At 51.8% G+C, this 22343-nt stretch carries 19 protein-coding genes and 1 pseudogene; 7 read left to right on the top strand and 13 right to left on the bottom strand.

Annotated features, from left to right (window positions below):
• Positions 1-3: 3 nt before the first annotated feature.
• Complete coding sequence (locus tag IPK30_10200; GenBank protein ID MBK8103619.1) at positions 4-378, top strand: DUF4870 domain-containing protein; 375 nt, start codon at positions 4-6, stop codon at positions 376-378.
• Between the two features lie 17 nt (positions 379-395).
• Here the strand turns inward: IPK30_10200 and pgsA are convergent, their stop codons facing one another.
• The 6 genes and pseudogenes from pgsA to IPK30_10170 form a co-directional block, all read right to left on the bottom strand.
• On the bottom strand, positions 396-959 hold the full coding sequence (gene pgsA / locus IPK30_10195; GenBank protein MBK8103618.1) for a CDP-diacylglycerol--glycerol-3-phosphate 3-phosphatidyltransferase: 564 nt from the start codon (positions 957-959) through the stop codon (positions 396-398).
• Between the two features lie 28 nt (positions 960-987).
• On the bottom strand, positions 988-1890 hold the full coding sequence (locus IPK30_10190; GenBank protein ID MBK8103617.1) for a TIGR03619 family F420-dependent LLM class oxidoreductase: 903 nt from the start codon (positions 1888-1890) through the stop codon (positions 988-990).
• A gap of 39 nt (positions 1891-1929) precedes the next feature.
• Complete coding sequence (uvrC, locus tag IPK30_10185) at positions 1930-3780, bottom strand: excinuclease ABC subunit UvrC (protein MBK8103616.1); 1851 nt, start codon at positions 3778-3780, stop codon at positions 1930-1932.
• Entirely contained in the window at positions 3773-4441 is a 669-nt protein-coding gene (locus tag IPK30_10180; protein ID MBK8103615.1) for a response regulator, read from the bottom strand. Before IPK30_10180 ends, uvrC begins: the two co-directional genes overlap by 8 nt.
• Positions 4442-4449: 8 nt before the next feature.
• Positions 4450-8353, bottom strand: a pseudogene (purL, locus tag IPK30_10175) (phosphoribosylformylglycinamidine synthase).
• A complete protein-coding gene (locus tag IPK30_10170; GenBank protein MBK8103614.1) occupies positions 8304-8990 on the bottom strand; it encodes a hypothetical protein in 687 nt (228 codons plus the stop codon). Before IPK30_10170 ends, purL begins: the two are co-directional and overlap by 50 nt.
• 130 nt (positions 8991-9120) lie before the next feature.
• Between IPK30_10170 and IPK30_10165 the strand changes: the two genes are divergently transcribed.
• Positions 9121-10647 (top strand): HAMP domain-containing protein, encoded by a 1527-nt coding sequence (locus IPK30_10165; protein ID MBK8103613.1) that lies wholly within the window; start codon positions 9121-9123, stop codon positions 10645-10647.
• Between the two features lie 31 nt (positions 10648-10678).
• Here IPK30_10165 and IPK30_10160 read toward each other — a convergent pair whose 3' ends face one another.
• From IPK30_10160 to IPK30_10150, 3 genes are all read right to left on the bottom strand, one after another.
• A complete protein-coding gene (locus IPK30_10160; protein ID MBK8103612.1) occupies positions 10679-11128 on the bottom strand; it encodes a regulatory protein RecX in 450 nt (149 codons plus the stop codon).
• Between the two features lie 87 nt (positions 11129-11215).
• Complete coding sequence (gene recA, locus IPK30_10155; protein ID MBK8103611.1) at positions 11216-12262, bottom strand: recombinase RecA; 1047 nt, start codon at positions 12260-12262, stop codon at positions 11216-11218.
• A gap of 158 nt (positions 12263-12420) precedes the next feature.
• Positions 12421-13578 carry a CoA transferase gene (locus tag IPK30_10150; protein ID MBK8103610.1) on the bottom strand — a complete coding sequence of 386 codons (1158 nt, stop codon included), beginning with the start codon at positions 13576-13578 and terminating at the stop codon, positions 12421-12423.
• Positions 13579-13674: 96 nt separating this feature from the next.
• Between IPK30_10150 and IPK30_10145 the strand changes: the two genes are divergently transcribed.
• Genes IPK30_10145 through IPK30_10125 form a run of 5 tightly spaced genes read left to right on the top strand, consistent with a single transcriptional unit; the run spans position 13675 to position 15558 of the window.
• The gene (locus IPK30_10145) at positions 13675-14397 is read left to right on the top strand and encodes a WYL domain-containing protein (protein MBK8103609.1); all 723 of its coding nucleotides are present in this window, start codon (positions 13675-13677) and stop codon (positions 14395-14397) included.
• 27 nt (positions 14398-14424) lie between these two features.
• Entirely contained in the window at positions 14425-14682 is a 258-nt protein-coding gene (locus IPK30_10140) for a WYL domain-containing protein (protein MBK8103608.1), read from the top strand.
• A 59-nt stretch (positions 14683-14741) separates the two neighbouring features.
• Positions 14742-14900, top strand: coding sequence for a hypothetical protein (locus IPK30_10135; protein MBK8103607.1), 159 nt, complete (start codon positions 14742-14744; stop codon positions 14898-14900).
• Positions 14897-15367: a hypothetical protein gene (locus IPK30_10130; GenBank protein ID MBK8103606.1), complete on the top strand. Its 471-nt coding sequence runs from the start codon at positions 14897-14899 to the stop codon at positions 15365-15367. Before IPK30_10135 ends, IPK30_10130 begins: the two co-directional genes overlap by 4 nt.
• Positions 15367-15558, top strand: coding sequence for a hypothetical protein (locus IPK30_10125; protein MBK8103605.1), 192 nt, complete (start codon positions 15367-15369; stop codon positions 15556-15558). The genes IPK30_10130 and IPK30_10125 overlap by 1 nt, the downstream gene beginning before the upstream one ends.
• A 4-nt stretch (positions 15559-15562) precedes the next feature.
• Here the strand turns inward: IPK30_10125 and IPK30_10120 are convergent, their stop codons facing one another.
• From IPK30_10120 to IPK30_10105, 4 genes are read right to left on the bottom strand one after another with little or no spacing between them, the layout of a single operon-like run.
• Positions 15563-16384, bottom strand: coding sequence for a hypothetical protein (locus tag IPK30_10120; protein ID MBK8103604.1), 822 nt, complete (start codon positions 16382-16384; stop codon positions 15563-15565).
• An 11-nt stretch (positions 16385-16395) separates the two neighbouring features.
• On the bottom strand, positions 16396-19032 hold the full coding sequence (locus IPK30_10115; GenBank protein ID MBK8103603.1) for a type III restriction endonuclease subunit R: 2637 nt from the start codon (positions 19030-19032) through the stop codon (positions 16396-16398).
• Positions 19029-21029 (bottom strand): hypothetical protein, encoded by a 2001-nt coding sequence (locus IPK30_10110; GenBank protein MBK8103602.1) that lies wholly within the window; start codon positions 21027-21029, stop codon positions 19029-19031. Before IPK30_10110 ends, IPK30_10115 begins: the two co-directional genes overlap by 4 nt.
• Positions 21026-22321, bottom strand: coding sequence for a hypothetical protein (locus tag IPK30_10105; GenBank protein ID MBK8103601.1), 1296 nt, complete (start codon positions 22319-22321; stop codon positions 21026-21028). The genes IPK30_10110 and IPK30_10105 overlap by 4 nt, the downstream gene beginning before the upstream one ends.
• Between the last annotated feature and the right edge of the window lie 22 nt (positions 22322-22343).

Here is a 22343-nt window from a genome sequence, read left to right as displayed (position 1 = left end):
GACATGGAACAAGACTCAAACCAAACCGTTACCACGCCTACTGACACCGAAATCACAGCACCCAATCAAGACAGCAAAAACCTCGCTCTGCTGTGCTGGCTAGGCAGCACTCTGCTCGCGTTTATTCCCGGTTTGGCGTTTTATCTAGCAAAAAAAGATGACGCGTATTTGCAAGATCAAGCCAAAGAAGCCTTGAACTGGGGTATCACCTTTACGCTGATGCTGATTATCGGCAATGTACTGGCAATTATTTTGGTGGGCTTTTTAGTAATTGTCGTTGCGTGGCTGATCCACATTGTGTTCTGCATCATGGGCGCTGTTGCCGCCTCAGATGGCAAACCATTTTGCGTACCGTTTGCACTGCGCTTGATTAAATAATTATTCTTTTTAAATAGTTATTCTTTTTTGTCCATGCCCTGTTGCAAATCAGGCCATGCGGCTTTGAGGTAAGCGAGCATAGACCACAGCGTAAGTGCCGCAGCAATGTACAAACAAACAATTCCTGCAATTGCTATCCAAGCGGATTCTTTATATGCGCCCAGTAGCAGCAGCAATGCCAACATCTGCATCGCTGTTTTTACTTTACCGATATAAGAAACCGCTACGCTGGCGCGTTTGCCTAGTTCTGCCATCCATTCACGCAGAGCAGACACCACAATTTCTCGACAAATAATAACGATGGTGGGCAACACAAACCAAACATGCGGATAGCGGTTGACCAATAAAACCAATGCCACCACCACCATCAACTTATCGGCCACTGGATCAATAAACGCACCAAACGGCGTGGACTGATTCCACTTGCGCGCCAAGTAGCCATCCAACCAATCGGTGACACCCGCCAAACCAAACACCGCCGCGCACAGCCAATTCGTCCACTGCATTGGCATATAAAACAGCAACACAAACAGCGGAACGAGCAGGATGCGCAACAGTGATAAAAGGTTAGGTAGATTCATGGCTGCATTCTATAGGGCAACACGCCACTCACCAAACGCCCACTTGCTGCATCATGGCTTTGAAGCGCTCCATGGCGCGGAATTTCACCGCCAGTTCGCGGTGATCTTCACCCTCTTCCACCCAGAAGGCTTTGCCCCAAGGTGACGGCGTCCACGGCAACACGCTGGAATGGTAAGTAGCGGTTGGGTCGAGTGAATCCAAAAACTCTTTGGTCATCAATTCCATCGGGCTCAACACCACATCAAACGACTGACCGTATTTGCCGTTGGCTTTGCGCAGCTCCATCAAAATATTGACGATTTCCGCCAAGCGTTTGTTTTTCGATGGCACACCGAGCCAACCGTCATTATTCGCCGCGCGCTGGAAAGCCGCTTTACTGGCACCACCCACCCACACCGGCACTTTTTGTGTCGGCGCTGGAGAATGAATGACTTGATCGTATTGAAAAAATTCACCGCTGTGCGATACCACTTCGCCGCTGTGCAATTGTTGCATGCAAGCGATAACTTCATCCAAACGCCGACCGCGCGCAGAAAAATCAATGCCCATCAAATCAAACTCTTCTTTGATCCAACCGGCGGATACGCCGCACACCACACGATTCTGAGTAAACAGCGCAGCCGCAGCCGTAGCGCGCGCCACGGTGAATGGGTCGCGCAATGCCGCTAAATAAATATTGGTTGCAAGACGCAAAGTTTTTGTCGCCACACCCATGGCCGTTAATGTTACCCACGGATCTGCCCACGGATTGGTTTTTGGCCACCACACTTTGCCGTCCGGCGTGTACGGATACGGCGTTTCAATTTGCGTGGGATACACCAAATGATCCGGCACCGTGATGCCTTCATAACCCAACTCCTCAGCTTTTTGCGCAATAGCAATAAATTGATCCACTTCCGTGGTGTTGACGAGCGAAATCCAATACTTCATTGCGGTGTACTCCAGTAAAAAATATTCCAATAAAAAACATTACGCATGCAAATGCGCATAAATAACTTCCGCCAATTCTGCGCTAATGCCCTGCACACGCGCAATATCATCAGCACTGGCGCGAATAATTTCTTGTAACCCACCAAAATGCCGCAACAGTGCGCGCCGACGCGTAGGCCCCACACCGGCAATACCTTCCAGCGGCGATGCGCTGCGTTTTTTATCGCGCCGAGCAGTGTGGCCTGCCACGGCAAAGCGATGCGCTTCATCGCGTATCTGTTGAATCAAATGCAGCGCGGGTGAATCATCCGGCAAAATGCGCGCCGTTGCTTCGCCGTGTACAAAAAGCTGCTCAAAACCGGCTTTGCGCGTGCTGCCTTTGGCTACACCCACCAACAACATATCGGCAATTTGCAATTCGTTTAATACTTCAATGGCTTGCGTAAGCTGCCCTTTGCCGCCGTCGATCAACAAAATATCAGGGAATACGCTGTCATTTTCTTGCAAACGGCGATAGCGGCGCGTTAGTGCTTGTTTCATGGCAGCGTAATCATCACCCGCTGTAATGCCTTCAATATTGAAGCGCCGATAATCACTTTTGCGCGCGCCCTGCCGATCAAACACCACGCAAGAAGCCACCGTTGCTTCACCGGAGGAATGACTAATATCAAAACATTCCACGCGTTCTGGCACAGCATCCAAACCTAACGCTTCACGCAGCGCTTCAAAACGCGCTTCGATATTTTGTTTGCTCGCCAATTTTTGCAACAGGTTTTCTTGCGCAGCCTTGCCTGCCATTGTGAGCCACTGTTGGCGATGTGTGCGCACCTGCGTACTCACCATTACTTTGCGCTCTATGCGCGCACTCAGCGCCTCTTGCAATACCTGAAGTGCATTGGCTTCAGCCGATGAAAAAATCACTTCATTGGGAATTTCGCGCTCACTGCCGAGATAAAACTGTGCCGCAAAATCCACCAACATATTCTCAGAATCTTCCTCCACCGATAACGCAGGAAAATAACTGCGACTGCCCAGTATGCGACCCTGCCGCACAAATAACACATGCACACACACCAAACCGGCTTGTTGCGCGCAAGCTAAAATATCGGCATTTATCAATACGCCATTTTCTATCGCCTGCTGTTCTTGCACGGAGCGCAGGCTGGCGATGCGGTCGCGCAATTCTGCGGCGCGCTCAAATTGCAGAGATTCTGCGGCAGCTTCCATATCGCTCGCCAATATATTCATCACCCGCTGTTCCTGCCCAGACAAAAACAGCGCCGTGATTTCCACATCTTTCTCATACTGCGCTGGCGTCACCATGCCCACGCAAGGCCCAGAACAGCGCTGAATTTGATACTGCAAACAGGGGCGGCTGCGATTGCGAAAAAAAGAATCTTCGCACTGGCGCACGCGCGTAAACTTTTGCAAAAAATTGAGACTCTCGCGCACCGCGCCGCTGTGCGGGAACGGGCCAAAATAGCGCCCTTTCTTTTGCTTCGCACCGCGATGAAAAGCGAGACGCGGATAAGCCTCCCCTTCGCTCAAAAAAATATACGGGTAGGATTTATCGTCGCGCAGCAGAATATTGTACGGCGGGTGATGTGCTTTGATGAGATTCTGTTCGAGTATCAGTGCCTCGGTTTCACTGGCTGTAACAGTGAGTTCGATGCGCGTGATGCGCGCCACCAACGCCTGTGTTTTTGGCCCCAAACCTGTCGCGCGAAAATAACTCGCCAAGCGTTTTTTCAAGTTGGCCGCTTTGCCCACATACAACAGCGTTTCTATTTCGTTGGCGTTTTTAACACCGTACATTTGATACACGCCGGGGCGTGTGGTGGCAGCCGCGAGAAAGTTTCGGCTATCAAAAACTGATGACGATTCAGCCATCGCCGTCCGGCACAAACAACTTATGGCGCAGTGCCAACAGTGTCAGCCCCACATCATTTTCTACGCCCAATTTTTCAAACATGCGGTAGCGATAGGTGTTGACGGTTTTCGGGCTGACATTGAGTTGATCGGCAATATCTTGCGCGCTTTGGCAGCCAACAATCATCAGCGCCACTTGCATCTCGCGTTCGGACAATTCATCAAACGGTGATTGATTGGCGCCACTGCGTTTGCGCAGCGGCTTCAATGCCAATTCCTGCGCAATTTTTCTGCACACATAATGATTGCCGCTGTGCACTTCATGGATTGCATGCACCAACTCATCCATAGCACTGTCTTTCGTCACAAATCCGCGTGCACCTGCTTCCAACAACAAATCGGGAAACGGGTCATCCGCGCAAGCGGTAATCACCACCACTTTGCTATCGGGCGAACGGCGCTGCATGCGCTGCGTGGCTTCAATACCGCCGATCCCAGGCATACGCACATCCATCAACACCACATGCGGTTTTAATGCTTCCGCTTTATCCAGCGCATCTTCACCGCTGGCCGCTTCTGCAACAATGGAAAAGTTTTCCACACTGCTCAACGCGTGTCGCAAACCCACACGCACTAAATCGTGATCGTCTACCAGCAAAATATTGACAGTTTCCGTTGTCATAACAGTCCTTACTTCAACCAATGCCGCGCATTGCGAAATAAACGCAACCAAGAGCCATCTTCCTGCCAACCGTCTGGGTGCCAAGAATGTTGCACCGCGCGAATCACACGCTCGGGATGCGGCATCATGATAGTGTGGCGACCATCGCTATTGGTGACAGCGGTAATACCGCGCGGCGAACCGTTTGGGTTAGCGGGGAATGTTTCAGTGACATGGCCGCTGTTGTCGATATAACGCAGCGCCACTTGCCCGCTAGCATCCAGATTTTTCAAGGCAGTGACATCAGCAAACTCTGCGCGCCCTTCACCATGCGCCACGATAATCGGCATTTTGGAACCCGCCATGCCACTCAACAAAATAGAGGGCGACGGCTCCACTTCCACCATCACTAAGCGCGCTTCAAATTGCTCGCTGGTGTTGCGCACAAAACGCGGCCAATGCTCCGCACCGGGAATTAAATCTTTCAAGTGCGACATCATCTGACAGCCGTTGCACACACCCAAACTGAACGCATCATCGCGCTGAAAAAATTGCGCAAACATCTCGCGCACGCGCGCGTTGAACAAAATGCTTTTTGCCCAACCACCGCCCGCGCCAAGTACATCACCGTAAGAAAAACCACCGCAAGCGGCAAAGCCTTTGAAATCTTTTAAGTCGATGCGCCCACTCAGTAAATCACTCATGTGCACATCCACAGCAGCAAAACCGGCGCGATCAAACGCCGCTGCCATTTCTACCTGACCGTTCACGCCCTGCTCACGCAAAATTGCCACACGCGGACGCACGCCAGTAGCGATCATCGGCGCGGCAATATCATGGTTTTGATCGAATGTGAGCGCAACAGACAGGCCAGGATTGTTGTCATCCAACACGGTTTGTTTTTCTTGCTCCGCGCAAACTGGATTGTCACGCAATGCTTGCAGGCGATAACTAGTTTCCCACCACAGCGCCAAAGCATCGCGGCGCGGCATTTCCAACACTGTGTTGCCGCCGTCCAGCACGCGCAAATAATCGTCACCGTTGATAAAACCGATGCGATGCAAGCACGCCGACAATTGATATTTTTCTGCCAGTTGTTGCAGCGTATCTATGGCATCTACATGCACTTGCAACACGGCACCCGGCTCTTCGGCAAACAGCGCCGCCAGCGGATCCTCGCCCAAACCAACGAGAGAAATATCCACACCGCAGCGACCGGTAAACGCCATTTCTGCCACGGTGGCCCACAAACCGCCATCGGAGCGGTCGTGATACGCCAGCAATAAATCCTGCTCCAATGTTTCTTGCAGCAGTGCAAAAAATTGCGCGAGTTGTTGCGGCTGATCGAGATCTGGCGCTTCACAGCCAATTTCCCCGAACACTTGCGCGAAAGCAGAAGCGCCGAGACGATTTTTGCCGTTGCCCAAATCCAATAAAAATAATGCCGTATTGCCTTTGTCCGTGCGTAATTGTGGCGTGACGGTTTTGCGCACATCCAACACCGGCGCGAACGCAGAAATAATGAGCGACATCGGCGCCGTCACCGATTTTTCTACGCCGTTTTCTTGCCAGCGCGTGCGCATGGACATGGAATCTTTGCCCACCGGCACTGTAATCCCCAATTGCGGACACAGCTCCATACCCACCGTGCGCACGGCATCAAACAATTTTTCATCTTCATCCGCGTGACCAGCGGCGCACATCCAATTGGCTGACAATTTAATGTCGGATAATTTTGCAATGCGCGTAGCGGCAATATTGGTGATCGCTTCCGCTATCGCCAAGCGCGCCGAAGCCGGTGCAGAAATTAACGCCGCCGGCGTGCGCTCACCCATAGACATTGCTTCGCCAGCGTTGGTGTCATAGCTCACCACCGTCACTGCGCAGTCGGCGACCGGCATCTGCCACGGGCCTACCAGTTGATCGCGCGCCACCATGCCCGTGACCGAACGATCACCTATCGTAATCAAAAAGTTTTTTGAGGCGACAGACGGCAATTGCAACACGCGCATTGCCGCATCGCGCAATTTAATGCCGCTGTAATCGAAAGCTTTTTGCACCACTGATTTGCGCTCAATGCTGCGCGTCATTTTTGGCGGTTTGCCAAACAGCAGCGACATCGGCAAATCCACGGGCGCGTTATTAAAATGTGCATCGTCCACGCGCAAATGTTTTTCTTCTGTCGCCGTACCCACCACCGCATACGGGCAGCGTTCGCGTGCGCAAATCGCATCAAACTGCGCGAGGTCTGCTTCTTTGACGGCCAACACATAACGCTCTTGCGCTTCGTTGCACCAGATAGCCAGCGGGCTCATGCCCGGCTCATCACTCGGCACGGCACGCAAATTAAACACACCGCCCGTGCCGCCGTCTTTCACCAATTCCGGCAGCGCATTCGACAAACCACCCGCGCCAACATCATGAATAAATTGAATAGGATTTTTTTCACCCAGTTGCCAACAACGGTCGATGACTTCCTGACAGCGGCGTTCAATTTCTGGGTTTTGGCGCTGCACAGAAGCAAAATCCAAATCAGCGCTGCTCTGCCCAGATGCCATAGAAGAGGCTGCGCCGCCACCCAAACCAATCTGCATGGCGGGGCCGCCGAGCACGATCAATTTTGCACCGGCAGCAAACGGTTTTTTCTCGACATGCTCTTCACGAATATTGCCGTAACCGCCGGCAATCATGATCGGCTTGTGATAGCCGCGCATTTCTTCGCCATTCGCACCGGCGGCGGGCAATTCAAAACTGCGGAAATAGCCGCATAAATTCGGGCGACCAAATTCGTTATTGAAAGCAGCTCCACCCAAAGGGCCTTCGGTCATGATATCTAGCGCGGACACGATGCGTTCGGGTTTGCCGTAACTTTCACCCTTGGCATTTTTTTCCCACGGCTGTTCGTAATCGGGAATGCGCAAGTTGGAAACAGAAAAACCTGTCAAACCCGCTTTCGGTTTGGAGCCGCGACCCACGGCGCCTTCATCGCGAATTTCACCACCGGCACCCGTGCCCGCCCCTGGAAACGGCGCGATTGCAGTGGGATGGTTGTGTGTTTCCACTTTCATCAACAAATGCACAGCTTCTTGCTGCGCAATGTATTCGCCGGTTTGCGGGTCGGGAAAAAAACCGCCCTGCTATTTGCCCGCGCACCACAGCAGCGTTATCGGAATACGCCGACAACACATTGTCGCCCGCACACTCATTGGTGTTGCGAATCATTTTGAACAGTGATTTTTCTTGCGCTACACCGTCGATCAACCAATCGGCATTAAAAATTTTGTGGCGACAATGTTCGGAGTTGGCTTGCGCAAACATCATCAATTCCACATCGACGGGATTGCGATTCAGCGCGGTAAAACTTTCCAGCAAATAATCAATTTCATCATCAGCCAATGCCAAGCCCAGCTCGCTGTTGGCACGCACTAAAGCAGCGCGACCACCGCCGAGAATATCTACCGTTGTTGATGGTGCGGGCTGTTCTTGCACAAACAAAATCGAAGCGGCGTCGAGAGTATCCAACACTGTTTCAGTCATGCGATCGTGCAGTGCCGCAGAAATAGCAGAGGTTTGTTCCGGTGTGAAATCGCCATCCACGCGAAAGGCGATGCCGCGCTCCAAACGGCGCACTGCCGTTAAACCACAGTTGCGCGCAATGTCTGTCGCCTTACTCGACCACGGTGAAATCGTGCCTGCACGCGGCACAACCAAAAACAATTGCCCGTGCGGTTCAAACAGCGTTTCCTGACGCGGACCGTATTGCAGCAGTTGTTCCAATACCGCTGTTTCTTGTGCGGTCAGCGGCTGCGACACATCGGCAAAATGCACAAACTCGGCGTGCAACTCGCGCACAGCGGCAATCTCGCGTAAACGCGTGAGCCATTTATTGAGACGAAACGAAGAAAAAGCAGGCGCACCGCGCAAAACCAGCATCACAACCTCGACAGAGAGCCGCAACGCCGGCTCGAAACATAGGATTACTGTGGGTGCGTATTGTAGCGATGACTGCGCGTATATTCCTGCCAAAACAGGTTATTCGGCGCTGGTATAATGCGCTGATAGGAGGGACTCCGGCGCGAAAAAATAACATCATTGCTACTTGTCGCAGGTCTTCCTCTTGGCAAAGCGCGGATCCTTGTCCAAATCCGCCCTGCCGCGGAAAAAGGCGCGCATCATCTACTAGCAACACATCTCCACTCCGCCCTTGCAAACAGGCCAATTCTCCCAATAGAGGACATTGATCATCCTGTCCTGCCGTTTCGCCGCCAAACCAGTGACTATCCAGCCAGAAAATTGCTTTTTCCTCACCTATTTCTTTGAGAATGCTCGGTAAAAGCTGCCGAGAATCACCACAGAGGGCTGACACATTATGCAGATCAGCTAAACCTCCACTGTATTCATCGAACAGGCTTTTAGACCGCTCTATGGTGATAACTTTATCGAAGTGATTTGCCGCCGTATCGCCCTGATATGTTCCCGTTTCTATAAAAACAGTGGCTCCACTGAGATCTCTTAGTTCTAAGGTAATTCTCTCTGGTATGCCAAACCTTACCATCCCCATTGACTGCACAACTCTCACTCATTCCAGCCGGACAACATAACAGGAAACAACCGCGCAGCAAACGCGGCTAGGCAGCGACTAACGCAACGATGCTTGTGGTAGATTGCGACACTATTGACCGTGCAAGGAGAACCGTGCAGTGAAGTTCAAAGACTTTTCCCTGATCCGCAAAATTTTGGCTCTGCAAGTTATTTTCAGCGTTGTCGCCATGACTGCCGTGGGCAGTATCACCGTTGAAGTGGGGATGCGACACATTCAGCAAACCGTGGAAGCCAAAGTCGCGGCGCTGCGAGACATCAAGAAACAGGAGATTAATGAGTGGCAGGAAGCCAACCGTTTTAATAGCGGCATGCTGGCTGGCTTGATCGAAGGCTGGACCGCGCAAGAAGACAAAGGGCGTGCGCTGTCACCTATTTTGAAAGACTTTTACGAAGAGATGGCATGGCACCAGCAGTGGCAAAAAGTGGGATTGGGCGAAAACGGCGAAACCTATTTGGTCAACATCAAGGGCGACAACGCCAGCCCGCTGCGTCTCCAAACTGAACCCGCTCACAACAGCCGCTTCATGGATGTGACCGAGGAAGGTGCTGGGCACTACATCAACTATCGCGGCAAAAAAGTGATCGGCGCTTGGACGCCAGTGGTCATTGACGGCAACACTTGGCTGCTGGTCAGCGAAATTGACAGCCACGAAGCCCTGAGCGCAGCACTCTTAAACTTGCGCCTTTCGGTCAGTGCCGTGGGCATTAGCTTTGGCCTGCTGGTGTGCTGGCTGACCTTTATCATCATGCGCAATGCCATCACTCGTCCCATCAACAATATGCTGGAGGCTCTGAAAGATTTGCAGGATGGTGACGGCGATTTAACGCATCGACTGAAAAAAACCAGCAACGACGAACTGGGCAGCATTGTCGATATGTTCAATGCCTTTTTGGAAAAACTGCACAGCGTCATCAGCCAGCTAGTTGCCACTACCAACGCACTCTCCGTGGCTTCAGCCAGTATTCACGATAGCGCGGTGCGCGTGAGTGTCAGCGCCGAAGAGCAAGCCGCCAGTGCCGAAGAAACCTCGGCCGCTCTGGAAGAAATGAGCGTTACCATCAGCCAGAATGCCGACAATGCGCGCGCCACCGAGCAAATTGCCACTGCCGCTGCCGATAGCGTGCGTCAAGGCAGCGTGGTGATGAAAGACGCCGTTTCTGAAATGCAAAAAATCACGCAGCGCATTGGCGTTATTAATGAAATTGCGCAACGCACCAATTTGCTGGCGCTCAACGCCGAAATTGAAGCAGCACGCGCAGGTGAGCACGGTCGAGGCTTTGCCGTGGTCGCGGGCGAAGTGCGCAAGCTGGCGGAGCAGAGCCGCACAGCCGCCTCTGAAATTGCTGCCTTGGTGGCCAATAGTTCCGGTGTGAGCAACGAAGTCATCACCCTGCTCGATCAAATTGTGTCGCAAGTGGTGCAAACCGCTGATTTGGTGCAAGAAATCAGCCACGCTTCGGATGAGCAACAAGGTGGCGTGGAGCAAATTCATCGCGCGGTAACGCAGATCGAAAGCTCTACTCAATTGAGCGCCCACTCTTCGACCGAACTCTCTGATTCTGCCAGCACGATTCATGAGCAAGTCAAAGATTTGGAAGCTGCCATTCGATTCTTCAAAATCTAAACAACCTACAACACGGAGACTGCACGGCTACTCAGCCGCGCAGCGCTCCGTCAATTTGCAGAGGCAAAAAGCCACGATATTGTAGGAAGCGTGCAACCTTTGCCTTTTCTTGGAAGGCTGTTATCAAGCCGACACCAAACTTCTTGCGCTTAGCTTCACTCGCCAAAGACAACCAGCCTGTATCACTGCGCCGCACGGATTCCACCACCAGCGTGGTTTCCAAACCACGGCGGCGCAACTCCTGTTCAATAAAGATGGGGCCGTAGCCACGCGCTTTTCTGCTGCGCACGAACACCTCAGCAAAACGCTCGTCGCTCTGGTAACCATCTTCCGCCAAGCGCGCCAAGCACTGCTGTAATTCAATGGCATCCACCGGTAGGTTGAACTTGTCAGCCAACTTGCTCAGCAATTCACGGCGTGAGTGCTCGCGCTGCCCCAAAAAGACAAACGCCGCCCCACGGATTTGGGTAGTCAAATCCATACATCACCTAAATAGTGTTTAAAAACAAATAACTACAGAGAGTTTCTAATGTGAATTAGAGATGTAACTCTCTGTAGTTCATGTTGTTTAGAGGTCTACTTCTTCAGCGGCGACTACAACAGCCGTCTGCTTGCGACTCTCCACCGGTCCCTGCAAATATGCGCCGCGTATCTTCGCTTCCAGCTCGCTAGCTACTTGAGGATTATCCTGCAAGTATTTGATTGCATTGGCTTTTCCTTGACCAATTTTGTCGCCTTGATAGCTGTACCACGCGCCGGACTTCTCGACATAGCCATCGTTGACACTGATGTCGATAATTTCGCCCATACGGTTGATACCTTGGCCGTACATGATCTGGAACTCGACCTGTTTGAACGGCGGCGCCACCTTGTTTTTCACCACTTTCACGCGCGTCTCGCTGCCCACTACTTCGTCGCCCTCTTTTACTGAGCCGATACGACGGATATCCAAGCGCACTGAGGAGTAGAACTTCAGGGCGTTGCCGCCGGTGGTAGTTTCTGGGCTGCCGAACATCACGCCGATCTTCATGCGAATTTGGTTGATGAAGATAACGAGGCAATTGGCGTTTTTGATGTTGCCGGTCAGCTTGCGCAGCGCTTGTGACATCAAGCGCGCCTGCAGACCGACATGGGTATCACCCATCTCACCTTCAATCTCTGCTTTTGGTACCAAGGCGGCCACCGAGTCGATTACCAGCACATCCACCGCGTTAGAACGCACCAACATATCGGCCACTTCCAAACCCTGCTCGCCAGTATCTGGCTGGGAGACAATCAAATCTTCAACATTGACGCCCAATTTGCCCGCATAAATAGGGTCGAGTGCGTGTTCGGCGTCGATAAAAGCGGCTGTACCGCCCGCTTTTTGGCACTCCGCAATCACTTGCAGGGTCAGCGTGGTTTTACCAGAAGACTCAGGGCCGTAGATCTCAACAATGCGACCGCGCGGCAAGCCACCGATACCCAAGGCAATATCCAAACCTAACGAGCCGGTGGAGATAGCGGGAATATCCTCATGCGCCTTTTCACCCATGCGCATAACCGTGCCTTTACCAAATTGGCGCTCGATCTGCCCCAGTGCGGCGGCCAGCGCCTTTTCCTTGTTTGCATCCATTGTCTTGCCCTCTTATCTATATAGCCGCTTGCGGCCTGACTGTTAATTGGGAGAGCCTCAACGCCCACCCCTCTCGACTTGCAGGGCAAGCATACACCGCTTTTTTGATACTGTATAGATCAACAGTGATTTTTTATACAGTATTCCTACAGGGCTGGTTAGCCCGCCACCACCCCCGCCTCGCGCAGTGCCGCCACCGCTTCTGCGTTGTAGCCAAAATCACTCAGCACGGCATTGGTATCTTCACCCGCTACGCGCGGCGCAATAGGCGTTGCTGGCTCACTGCGCGAGAAGCGCGGCGCAGGCGCGTGTTGCAGCAGGCCATCCACTTCAATAAAGGCTTTGCGTTCGACGTTGTGCGGATACTGCGCCGCTTCCTGAATATCCAACACCGGCGCAAAACAGGCGTTGCTGCCTTCAAAAACTTTCACCCATTCGTCGCGCGTTTTGGTTTTGAACACTGCAATAACTTTCGCTTCCAGCGCGGGAACTTTGCTGATGTCTTGCTCAGGCGAACCCAACCACTGCTGTTCAAACTCGGCTTTGTCTACGCCGAGGCGCTCAATAAAGTCGAGATAAAAATGCGCTTCCAACGCGCCGACAGACACAAACTTGCCATCGGCACATTCAAAAGTGTTGTAAAAATGATTGCTGCCGCCAAACAAATGCGAACCGCGATTTTTGTACGGCATGAAAAACGGATTTTTTTCGTAGGCGTACAAATACGCCATTAATGTTGCCGCGCCATCCACAATCGCCGCGTCCACCACCTGCCCTTTGCCAGATTTTTGCGCTTCCAGCAGCGCGCACACCACACCGTACGCCATGAACAAACCACCGCCGCCAAAATCACCCACCAAATTCAACGGTGGCACCGGCCGGCCGGCGTCGCGCCCCATTTTTTCCAGCGCGCCGGTGATAGCGATGTAATTGATGTCATGCCCCACGGTTTGCGCCAGCGGCCCCGTTTGCCCCCAACCCGTCATGCGCGCGTACACCAATTTAGGATTGCGCGCCTGCACGGCTTCCGGCCCCAGTCCCAAGCGTTCGGCTACGCCAGGGCGATAACCTTCGATCAACGCATCGGCGCTCTCACACAATTTCAGCACCAGCTCGACACCTTCCGGCTTCTTCAAATTCACCACGATGGAGCGACGATTGCGCAGCGTGGCATCTTGCGGGCGCAAGCCAGGGATGCCTGCCGCGCGTTCAATGGTGATGACCTCCGCCCCCATGTCCGCGAGCATCATCGCGCCAAACGGCGTTGGGCCAATGCCAGCCAATTCAATTACGCGCAAACCGTTTAATGGCCCCATGTATCACCTCAACAAAAAGAGAAAGTTAAAAAATTGTGGCATGAATGATACCGTAGCACCGTTATGCTGACTGACAAAAATAAGGAAAGCCGCGTGATGGCCATTGATAAAGAAGCACAAGCCCGCGACACCGCCATGCGTTACATCGCCATGTTGTCGCACATTCCGCTAGCACCAAGACATATCAGTGCCGCCGAACTGCAACACAAATTGGATGACGAAGGTTACGCCGTTGATGTGCGCACCATTCAGCGCGATTTAAGCCGCTTGAGCACACATTTTCGCTTAGACAGCACGCAAGGGCGCGGCCGCGAATTGCGCTGGTATTTTGATAAAGGCACCGCTAATCAATGGCCGGCAATGAATACCGACACTGCGCTTACTTTATTGATGGCCGAACAAAACTTGCGTCCGCTGATTCCCAAACAAGCATCCGACAGCCTTGCTGCACTCGTCAACCAAGCGCGCGAAACACTCAAAACGCAAGACAAAAGTGGACGCAAAAAAACCTGGGCAGATTCTGTACGCTTAGTACCGCGCGGCTTTGCTCTGCAACCGGCAGAGATTGCCCCCGAAGTGATGAGCAATATTTTTGATGCACTCGGCTGTAATCGCCAACTGTGCATCACCAATCGCAGCGGCAAAGAATCCACTGTTAACCCGCTCGGCTTGGTGATGCGCGGCACCATGCTGTATCTGGTTTCTACTTATTACAGCTACAGTGATATTCGCATCACCGCCCTGCACCGTTTGCGCAGCGCTACCGTGGCCATGACAGATCGCATCGTCCCGAAAACTTTAATTTGGATGACGCATTAAATAGTGGATTGATGAGTTGGCAACTGGATCCGGGCAACCCAAAAATTCGAAATCGAAGTAACCCAAGAGATTGCCGATTATCTCGACGAAAACCGCATCAGTCATACACAAAAAATTACAGCACTGGATGACGGCAACAGAATGATTAACTTCAGCGCCGAAGACACACTGGAGCTGCGCCAGTGGCTGCTAGGCTTCGGCGCAGAAGTTGTTGTGCATAAACCTGCTTCCGTTAAGAAATGGATACAGAAAATGGCGCAGGGGTTGGTGGATGTGTACGCATAACTGTATTTAAATAGCATTCATAGATCTAGCTATCCACCGTGTAACGCACAGGAATGAAAATGCCCCGCAAGAAAAAACCTGAAGCCCCCGCCAAACGCAACCCTGTGGCGCGCACCGCTGGGCAATTCAACAAAGCAGCCGTGCATACCGACAAGAAAAAAGAGCAGAAGAAAACCGGCAAGACAGAAGAAAAACAGAAAGGCAGTGACTCACCATGACAACCACAACACTCCAAGAAAAACTGCGCAACCGGCGCGAAAACATGCCGGAAGCACACGCTGTGCGCTTACACCGTGCGATCAGTTGGCTGAACTGCGCAGAAACACAAAAAAACAATCCAGACTTGCAATTTATTTCCCTGTGGATTGCCTTCAATGCCTGCTACAGCATTGATGAAGAAAAACACCAATCCATTGGTGAGCGCGATACTTTCCAGCGTTTTATGCACAAACTGGTGAAACACGATACAGCAGGAACCCTTCATCAAACTTTGATGCAAACCTACAGCGGCTCCATTCGCACACTCATCAGCAACCAATATGTATTTGCGCCATTTTGGGAAGCTCAGCGGATGCTGGCTAATAATCAAAAAGACACTACTGACTGGAAAAGCCGTTTTGATAAAGCCTCCAAAACCGCCATGATGTTTTTGATGGAGAAAAAGTCCCTGAGCTACTCGGCGTAGTGCTGGATAGACTTTATGTACTACGCAACCAATTAATGCACGGCGGCGCAACATGGAACAGCAAAATCAATCGCCAGCAAGTGAAAGACGCTTGTAGCATTATGCTAACGCTGATGCCCCTGATTATTGCGACCATGATGGAAGCCAACGATGAAAATTGGGGAGAGATTTTTTATCCCGTAGTCAAGTAAAACACTATGGCGACTGCAACTGCTCCACCACCCAGTCATATTCGCCTAGTGGAGAGTCGTATTTCCCCTTTTCTATCAGCAAACTTACTATCGCCCTACGATCAATAACAGATAAACCCAAGCGCTCGTGCAAATACCACAACAACAATGGCCGCGTATGGCGATGAATTAATTCCTCTATTGCCTCTATACCAAACCTGCGCCACAACGCGCAAATAGCCAAGCGTTGCAGCCACAAATCCACACTGAAAAACTCCGGCACACCACAACACAAACAGCCAGATGCCAGCCTGAACAGTAACGATTGCTCGTCAGCAGAACCATACCCTGCTTCCAGCAACAAAACAGCCTCAACCAAAGCTGGCAAATGCGCCAACACATCAAACTGAGATACCGATTTATCTGAAGCAACATCATCTACTGGCAACGCAGTAATACAGCACTCAATATATTCACGCAGTAACAAGAAACGTTGCACTAAATAATCCGCCGATGGCGCTTGCGCCCATCTCAAAGAAATGCCCGTGAGTTGTTCGGCTTTATTTAGCCAAAATGTAGCGCGCGGCGTGTAACCCATTAACTTTTCACGCTGGCTAATTATATTTCTTGCCAATAATAAATAAGCCGTATAAACGTACACTTTTTCATCAATACCGACAAGCTGTTCATCAAGGAAACTCTCACAGCTTGTATCTACCAACAGCCGATCAAACTCCTGAAAAACAGCAAAACTGCCATCACGCCTGCCATCATCAGACAAACCATGGTGCTGACGTTGATGCGCTGCAATATGCAGCGCAATGTGTTCTGTACAGTAGCCACACATACAAAACTCTTTTATTTTTGAGGAGAAAAATTTGGGGCCGCACCATTTATCTCTGCGATCATTTCTTCGGCATCCGAATATTTTTCGGCAACGCGCGGAGAGATGACTATGCCGTGAAGTTGTGCGCGTAGGTCATCCCATCGATCATGTAGTACCTGCCAGTTTTTCTCATCATACGTTCCCCGGAAAACAACTGGTCGAATTTCGATTCTAGGAAGGTCGCCATTCACTTGCTTGTCAGCGATCACCTGATTCAGTTTTTCTTCCCACAAACTGCCGATCCTATCGACTCGACCAATCTGCTGCTCAACCACGCCAGGATTCCACTCTGGGTGCAGTAGCAAAACTGTGCGACATGCCTTGTGAAGATTAAGCCCTTCACGACCCACTAACGATTGCGCTACCAATACCTTTGGGTGACCTTGCTTTCGATTAAAGGCCAATTGCAAGAAGCGCCGAGTCGCTGGTTTTGTTTCCCCAAACATTAGCCGTGCATATCCACCTTCAGGGCGGTTGTATTCCTCGTGTAGCCTGATTTTGAGTTCAGCCCAGAGACCAGATGCTTCCACTTCATCCAACTGCCCATCACCATCTGCATCGCCTTCGTCACGATCACTTGCCGCCGCCACTAAATCAATAAAGGCCTGCGCGAAATCGGACGACGTGGCATTCTCGGTATTAGCCTGTACCAATTCTTGCATTGCTCGAGCAACTATTGCCAAGACATGATCGTCGTTGCCTTGAACCTGTTCCGAATCCTCATTAGCTGCTTTCTTAAAGACATCAAACAGCGCTCGCACACGTTTGTCTGGTCGCTTGCAGCTGAAACCTTCCTCGATGTGACTAATTAGTTTTTCCCGAATATCGCGGCGCTGATTCTCGATTTTGTGGTATTGCTTCGCGAGAGCATCATCCAAAACTTGGCGATCCAAATTTTCTTGCCTTTCCAACTGCCGATGAGCAGCAAGGATGGCATTCCAGTTATCGTTCTCATGCACTTTCGATTGTGGCCAAGGCAGATTTTTATCCACGCACCGTAGCATCTCCCGAGCATTGAGCAGCTGCACCAATGCTCGTAATGGGCGCGTGAACCGACCGAACACCAGAACTTTTTCCCCTTGCCGACAAGTAGCCTCAATTTCTTCAACAGCGGCCAGAATTGCCGGGTGGTCAAATAACTCCGAGCCATCGTTCTTCATGAACGGCTGGGCCATAACGTTCTGCCACCACTCAGCGCGTAGCCGACGCTTGCGAGTCGTCAGATCTGCTTCTTCGTCACACTGTGCAGTGATCCCAAGAACTCCATCAGCGTCAGTTTGTTCATGGTCATCTTTGTCATCGGGATGCAGCTGATCAATCAGCGCGGCAATGCCATGACCATTGCCTAAGGTTAGGCGCAGCCGCTTGGCAACCGTACAGTCGGATTGACGTGCAACAAACGACAACGCCTCAGCTGCGCATACAGCTCGTTTCCATTCGGAAGATAGTTGGGCTGTATCGACCAGGATTTCCTGTTCGTGCCGGTAGGCGTGATAGCTCTCGCCAGATGAATTCTGAAACTTGATGACCGCAGGATCTTTCCGTTTATCACGTCGCAGCAGATAGTCATTTAGTGCCAGCTTGAATGCAGTGGCCGATTCTTTGAATTCCTTGCGCACCTCCTTGTCACTCGGGCATTGCCTTACCCTAGCTACAGCTTGCGCATAATTCGAAATGGCTGTAGTTGCTGCTGCTTTCGGTACATTATCAACTCTGATGCGTCCCAGCATTTGCGTCCATTGTGTCGCATCGAGCTCAACTGGCGTTGCGGTCATTGCTAGGCAGCGGGTATCGACAGATTTCAGTACGACCTCAGTTAACAATCGATTTAGCCCACTGTCTTGCCCCCTGCTTTTGTGTGCCTCATCAACAATGACCAGATCAAAAACACCCAGCCCAAGTCCGACCGCACGTTCCAGCCAAGGACGCAATTGTGCGTTATGCCCATATTCGCCAGCAGTCAGAGCGCCAGGCCAAGGTGTCGTTTCAGCTAATTCCTCAATGAGTTTTCGTGTAGGGTGATTGTCTGGGCTGGCGCATATTACATTGACGATGCTCTCCGCAGCTTGTCGAACCCACACGTCGTCGAGCATCTTGTTACTGCAATAATCGCGTGGCCAACGCCCGTTCGCTTGCTTTCGCCATCTAGCATATATTTCTGGGAGCAGAGCCCAGCGCCAAGGGACGGTGTTCTCTCCAAGCCGCCAGTTCGTGAAAGCATGAGACACAACTAGGGCCGACTCCATAAACCACGGAGCATTCTTATCCTTGGTTTCCCATGCCTGCAAATACTGCCAGAGACTGCGTAAGATCGGCGGCGCATTGACCCCGGCGGTTTGCAATTCATCGCTCCACTGATAGCCCAACCCAGGTGGCACCAGTATCGCAACCCGACCACCCACGGCAATCACAGCCCGGGCGACCGCCGCAGCTATCCGCGTCTTACCCATGCCCACTTCGTCCGCGATTATCACGCCGTTATTCGGTAGTCGCTTGGCAAGCTCCCGGAGGCTCGATGCCTGCCCATCGTTAAGTTCAATTGCACGACTATCTACAAGCGAAAGAAGATGATCTGCGACTCTGTTCCAGCCTCCAAACCTTTGACTCATTTAGCATCCCCAATCGGGCTCAATTCATTGACCTTCCAACTCTCCTCAATCCTGAGCAACATCTCGTCATACAGCTTTCCGGGCTCTGAGTCGCTGGTATCTGCAAACGATGGGCGAAAAGACTGGTAGCGCAATGAGCTTAGCGGGTTCAGTTTCAATTCGTCGCGAAAATACTTAACAGGTGTGCTGTCGCAGGCCTGTCCCAAAGTTTGCTCAAGACGATTGCACCAGAGCGCCCAATCTATTTCATCGACTTCGATTTGCTTAGCGGCAATGCTTTCGATCAGGTCCATCATCTGCCGTATCGGATAGCTGGCGATCGGTACAGAGTGCCCCTTCTTGTTGTTCTTGCCTTCGTTTTCATCGCCCCCATCGCTTCCGTCGTCATCATCATCATCCGGTGGCATTGGAAAATCCGCGAGTTGCCACCATGCCTCGTCAATATCGATGGCCGGCAATTCGGTCGCAGCAATACGCCCGAATTGATCGACGACAGGTATCCGCGCTTCAAGCTGCTGATCGTCCGCTTTCCAGCGCATCCAAACTTCACGGGGTCGCGCTTCGCACCACTCAAATCCATTTTTTGTTCTTGAGCAGGCAACTCCGGCTGAATCAAGCACCTCGACATCTGCGACGCGTCTGTCGTTGCTACGTAATTCGCGAACACTATCCGACTCGTGCCATACGAGCCAGGTAACGGGTGGCGCAACATAAATTGCATCCCGTTGCTCCATGCCGGAGCCGGCATTCAGCTTAGAAACGTCACGAATCTCATCGCCCCCCCTCTGAATGGGTAATAAGTTCGTCACTACCTGATGCTCAGGGGTAGCCTTGTTTTTCTGCCAGCATAGCGTGTTCGGGGCAAACACAACGCCTGCTTCGAGGTTGCCCGCAGCAGAGCTCATCTTGTTGGCGAAGCCTGGATGAGTCAGGTTCCCTGAACCTAGGTAAACCCAGGAGCTTGTGCATGCATTGGAGTCGTCTCGACTATTAGCACTGAACAGGAATTTTGCATGCAAACTACGTCGTGCTCCTTCACCGAACACAATGGTTGGGATAGCTGCAGGACGTACCGTGATGCCACTGTCGCGCAATGGTTGCAGCGATGTGGCTATGGATTGGCAGGCATTTGGATTGACATAGAGATCCACCTCCGATTTCGCAGTCAGCAAGCCCTCGCCACGAAGAGTCTTGAGAATGGCAAGTGGCACTTCGGGTGGCTTCTGCTGATCATCTGATGTTTCATAAAATCCGGACCCAATGGCCAGATAATTGCGTTTTACCTCGCAGTCTGCCTGGATTTTTTCAGGTAGTTGAGACAGAAGGGACTTGTTCCGATTGTCGAAAACCCTCGGCTGTCCATTTGCCTTTTTCGAGCACACATTGATCCATTGCCTGACTTGCTGCTGCGCGAGCATCGTTTCGCTGACATGACCATGAGCGGAAGCATTGAGCAACCGGGTGTCGAAAAGTTTCTGAATCCACGCCAATAGATCCCAGGCTGCCTTGATATCCGCGCAGTCTCGTTTGATATCCGCATCCAGGTTACTGAGTGATTCGCTGGAGATGTCGATCCGCCACATCAAATCCAAACTCTCCTCCAGTGTCTGCCGCGTCCAGTTGCCGGTGGACACCAGCAAGCGCAATTGCCACTGACTGTGATTTTCCTGATGTCGGAAGCCCAGCAACGCGACCTTGGCATGCAGGAGCCGGAACGGCTTATTCGCATGATCGATGATCGGCAAATGTGCCACCCCAGGGGCATCTTGCAAAGAAACGGGTGAGTTGCCTGGGTCAAGCAGCACGGCGAACGCAACACGGCCTTGGTGGGCGCGTTGGGAATGAGTAAGTCGAGTAAAGCGTTCTGTGGCGTCATCCAGAAATAACGCATCCGCAGAATAGCCGCACAACCAACCAAAATGTCCGGTGTAGTCCTCTGGCGCATCAAAATGCTGTGCTAGCGACGGCGGCCTCAAGATTTCGCCGTTGCGGCTCATACTTTGCCCTCACCGGCTCCCTGATTTAGCCATCCGTTCAGTTCACCGTGCATGTCGAGATTCAAAAAATAGAGATTTCGCACACGGTAAGAGATGCCTTCGGGCAATGGAATGCCACCCGTTTGTGGCATTTCTTGACCTTCATCGTCAGCATCAACCTGCATTATCGAACCACGAAATGCCGGCCCTGGTTTGATTTCATCGCCTACTAAGCGCAAAACATGACCGTCTCGATCGACCAAGGTTCGCAAAACGCTGGACGAATCGGTATTTACGCACTCGCGACAGAATTTGTTGGCTTCCTCATCCATGTGCTTAAACGCCAAATATTGTTTTGCTGCGGATTTAAGCTTTTCAAGTGACTGCGCCAGCGAATCAGGAACTTGATGTTTCAAGGATAGGAATTGCCCGGCACCCTGGTTTCCGATATGGACCTCTGCTGCATCGAGAGTGGCAATTGCGGCTTCACGAGCTTCAAAAAACAAGGCTCCTGCCTGAAGGTCGTGCCAATGATCTTCTGAAATTTCTTGCGGACGCTGCGCCCACGTTAGCCTGTCTGGCCTATTTTTTCGGAGTGACTCGACCCACGCCAGTGCGTTACCTCGCCGTTTCTTATCCTCACGGGATTCGCTCCCTCCTTGAATTAGTCTTTCGCGAAGTAATCGAATTGCGTCTTCTGAGAGAGAGTCGAGTGGAGACAGTGCCTGAATGAGTGGGAGCGAATTCTCCAGCTTGTCACTCTCGCCCAGTACCCACTTGGTCAGATGGCCAATGACTGATCTTTTATATGGGCTGTAGTTTCTTGTGGCTTGCTCAATGAAATTGCTTCCTCCTTCCGCGCAACAAAATGTATTGAATCGTGCGCTGTCGGACTCGACAAAGCCAAGTGTGGGCAAGGCCTGGACGGTCGCCATTCGCATGGGCTGTGTGACGTAGAAATTTTGCTGACGTACCCGCCGAAAACTGAAATCATCTTTACCGCGCAATTTGGTATTTCCACGCAAGCGACTATCAGCGCTCCAGTCATTGCTTTTGAAGGCTAGCCAACAGGCCAGCGCTTCAATCGCATTCGCCACTTCAATATTTTGCACTTTCACACCTTGGCTGCGCGCAGCTTCCGCTACAGCCACACCAAGCGTCGCAAGTAACAGCTGCTTGCCGTACCAGACGCCACCTAACCCGGGAACAGCAAGATCGTTAAAACGTCGCACTGACGCGCCAAGTCCAAGGGTTCGAGTTCGTCGCGTATTCTGCAAAAATTCAGGACCAAGAAGCCCCCAAAAATTTTCCATACCAAACCGTAAAGTTATTTAC

Source organism: Cellvibrionales bacterium (genome assembly GCA_016713115.1).
GTDB lineage: Bacteria > Pseudomonadota > Gammaproteobacteria > Pseudomonadales > UBA7239 > UBA7239.
Note: the sequence above shows the minus strand (reverse complement) of the source record. Positions and strands in the feature narration are given on the sequence as shown.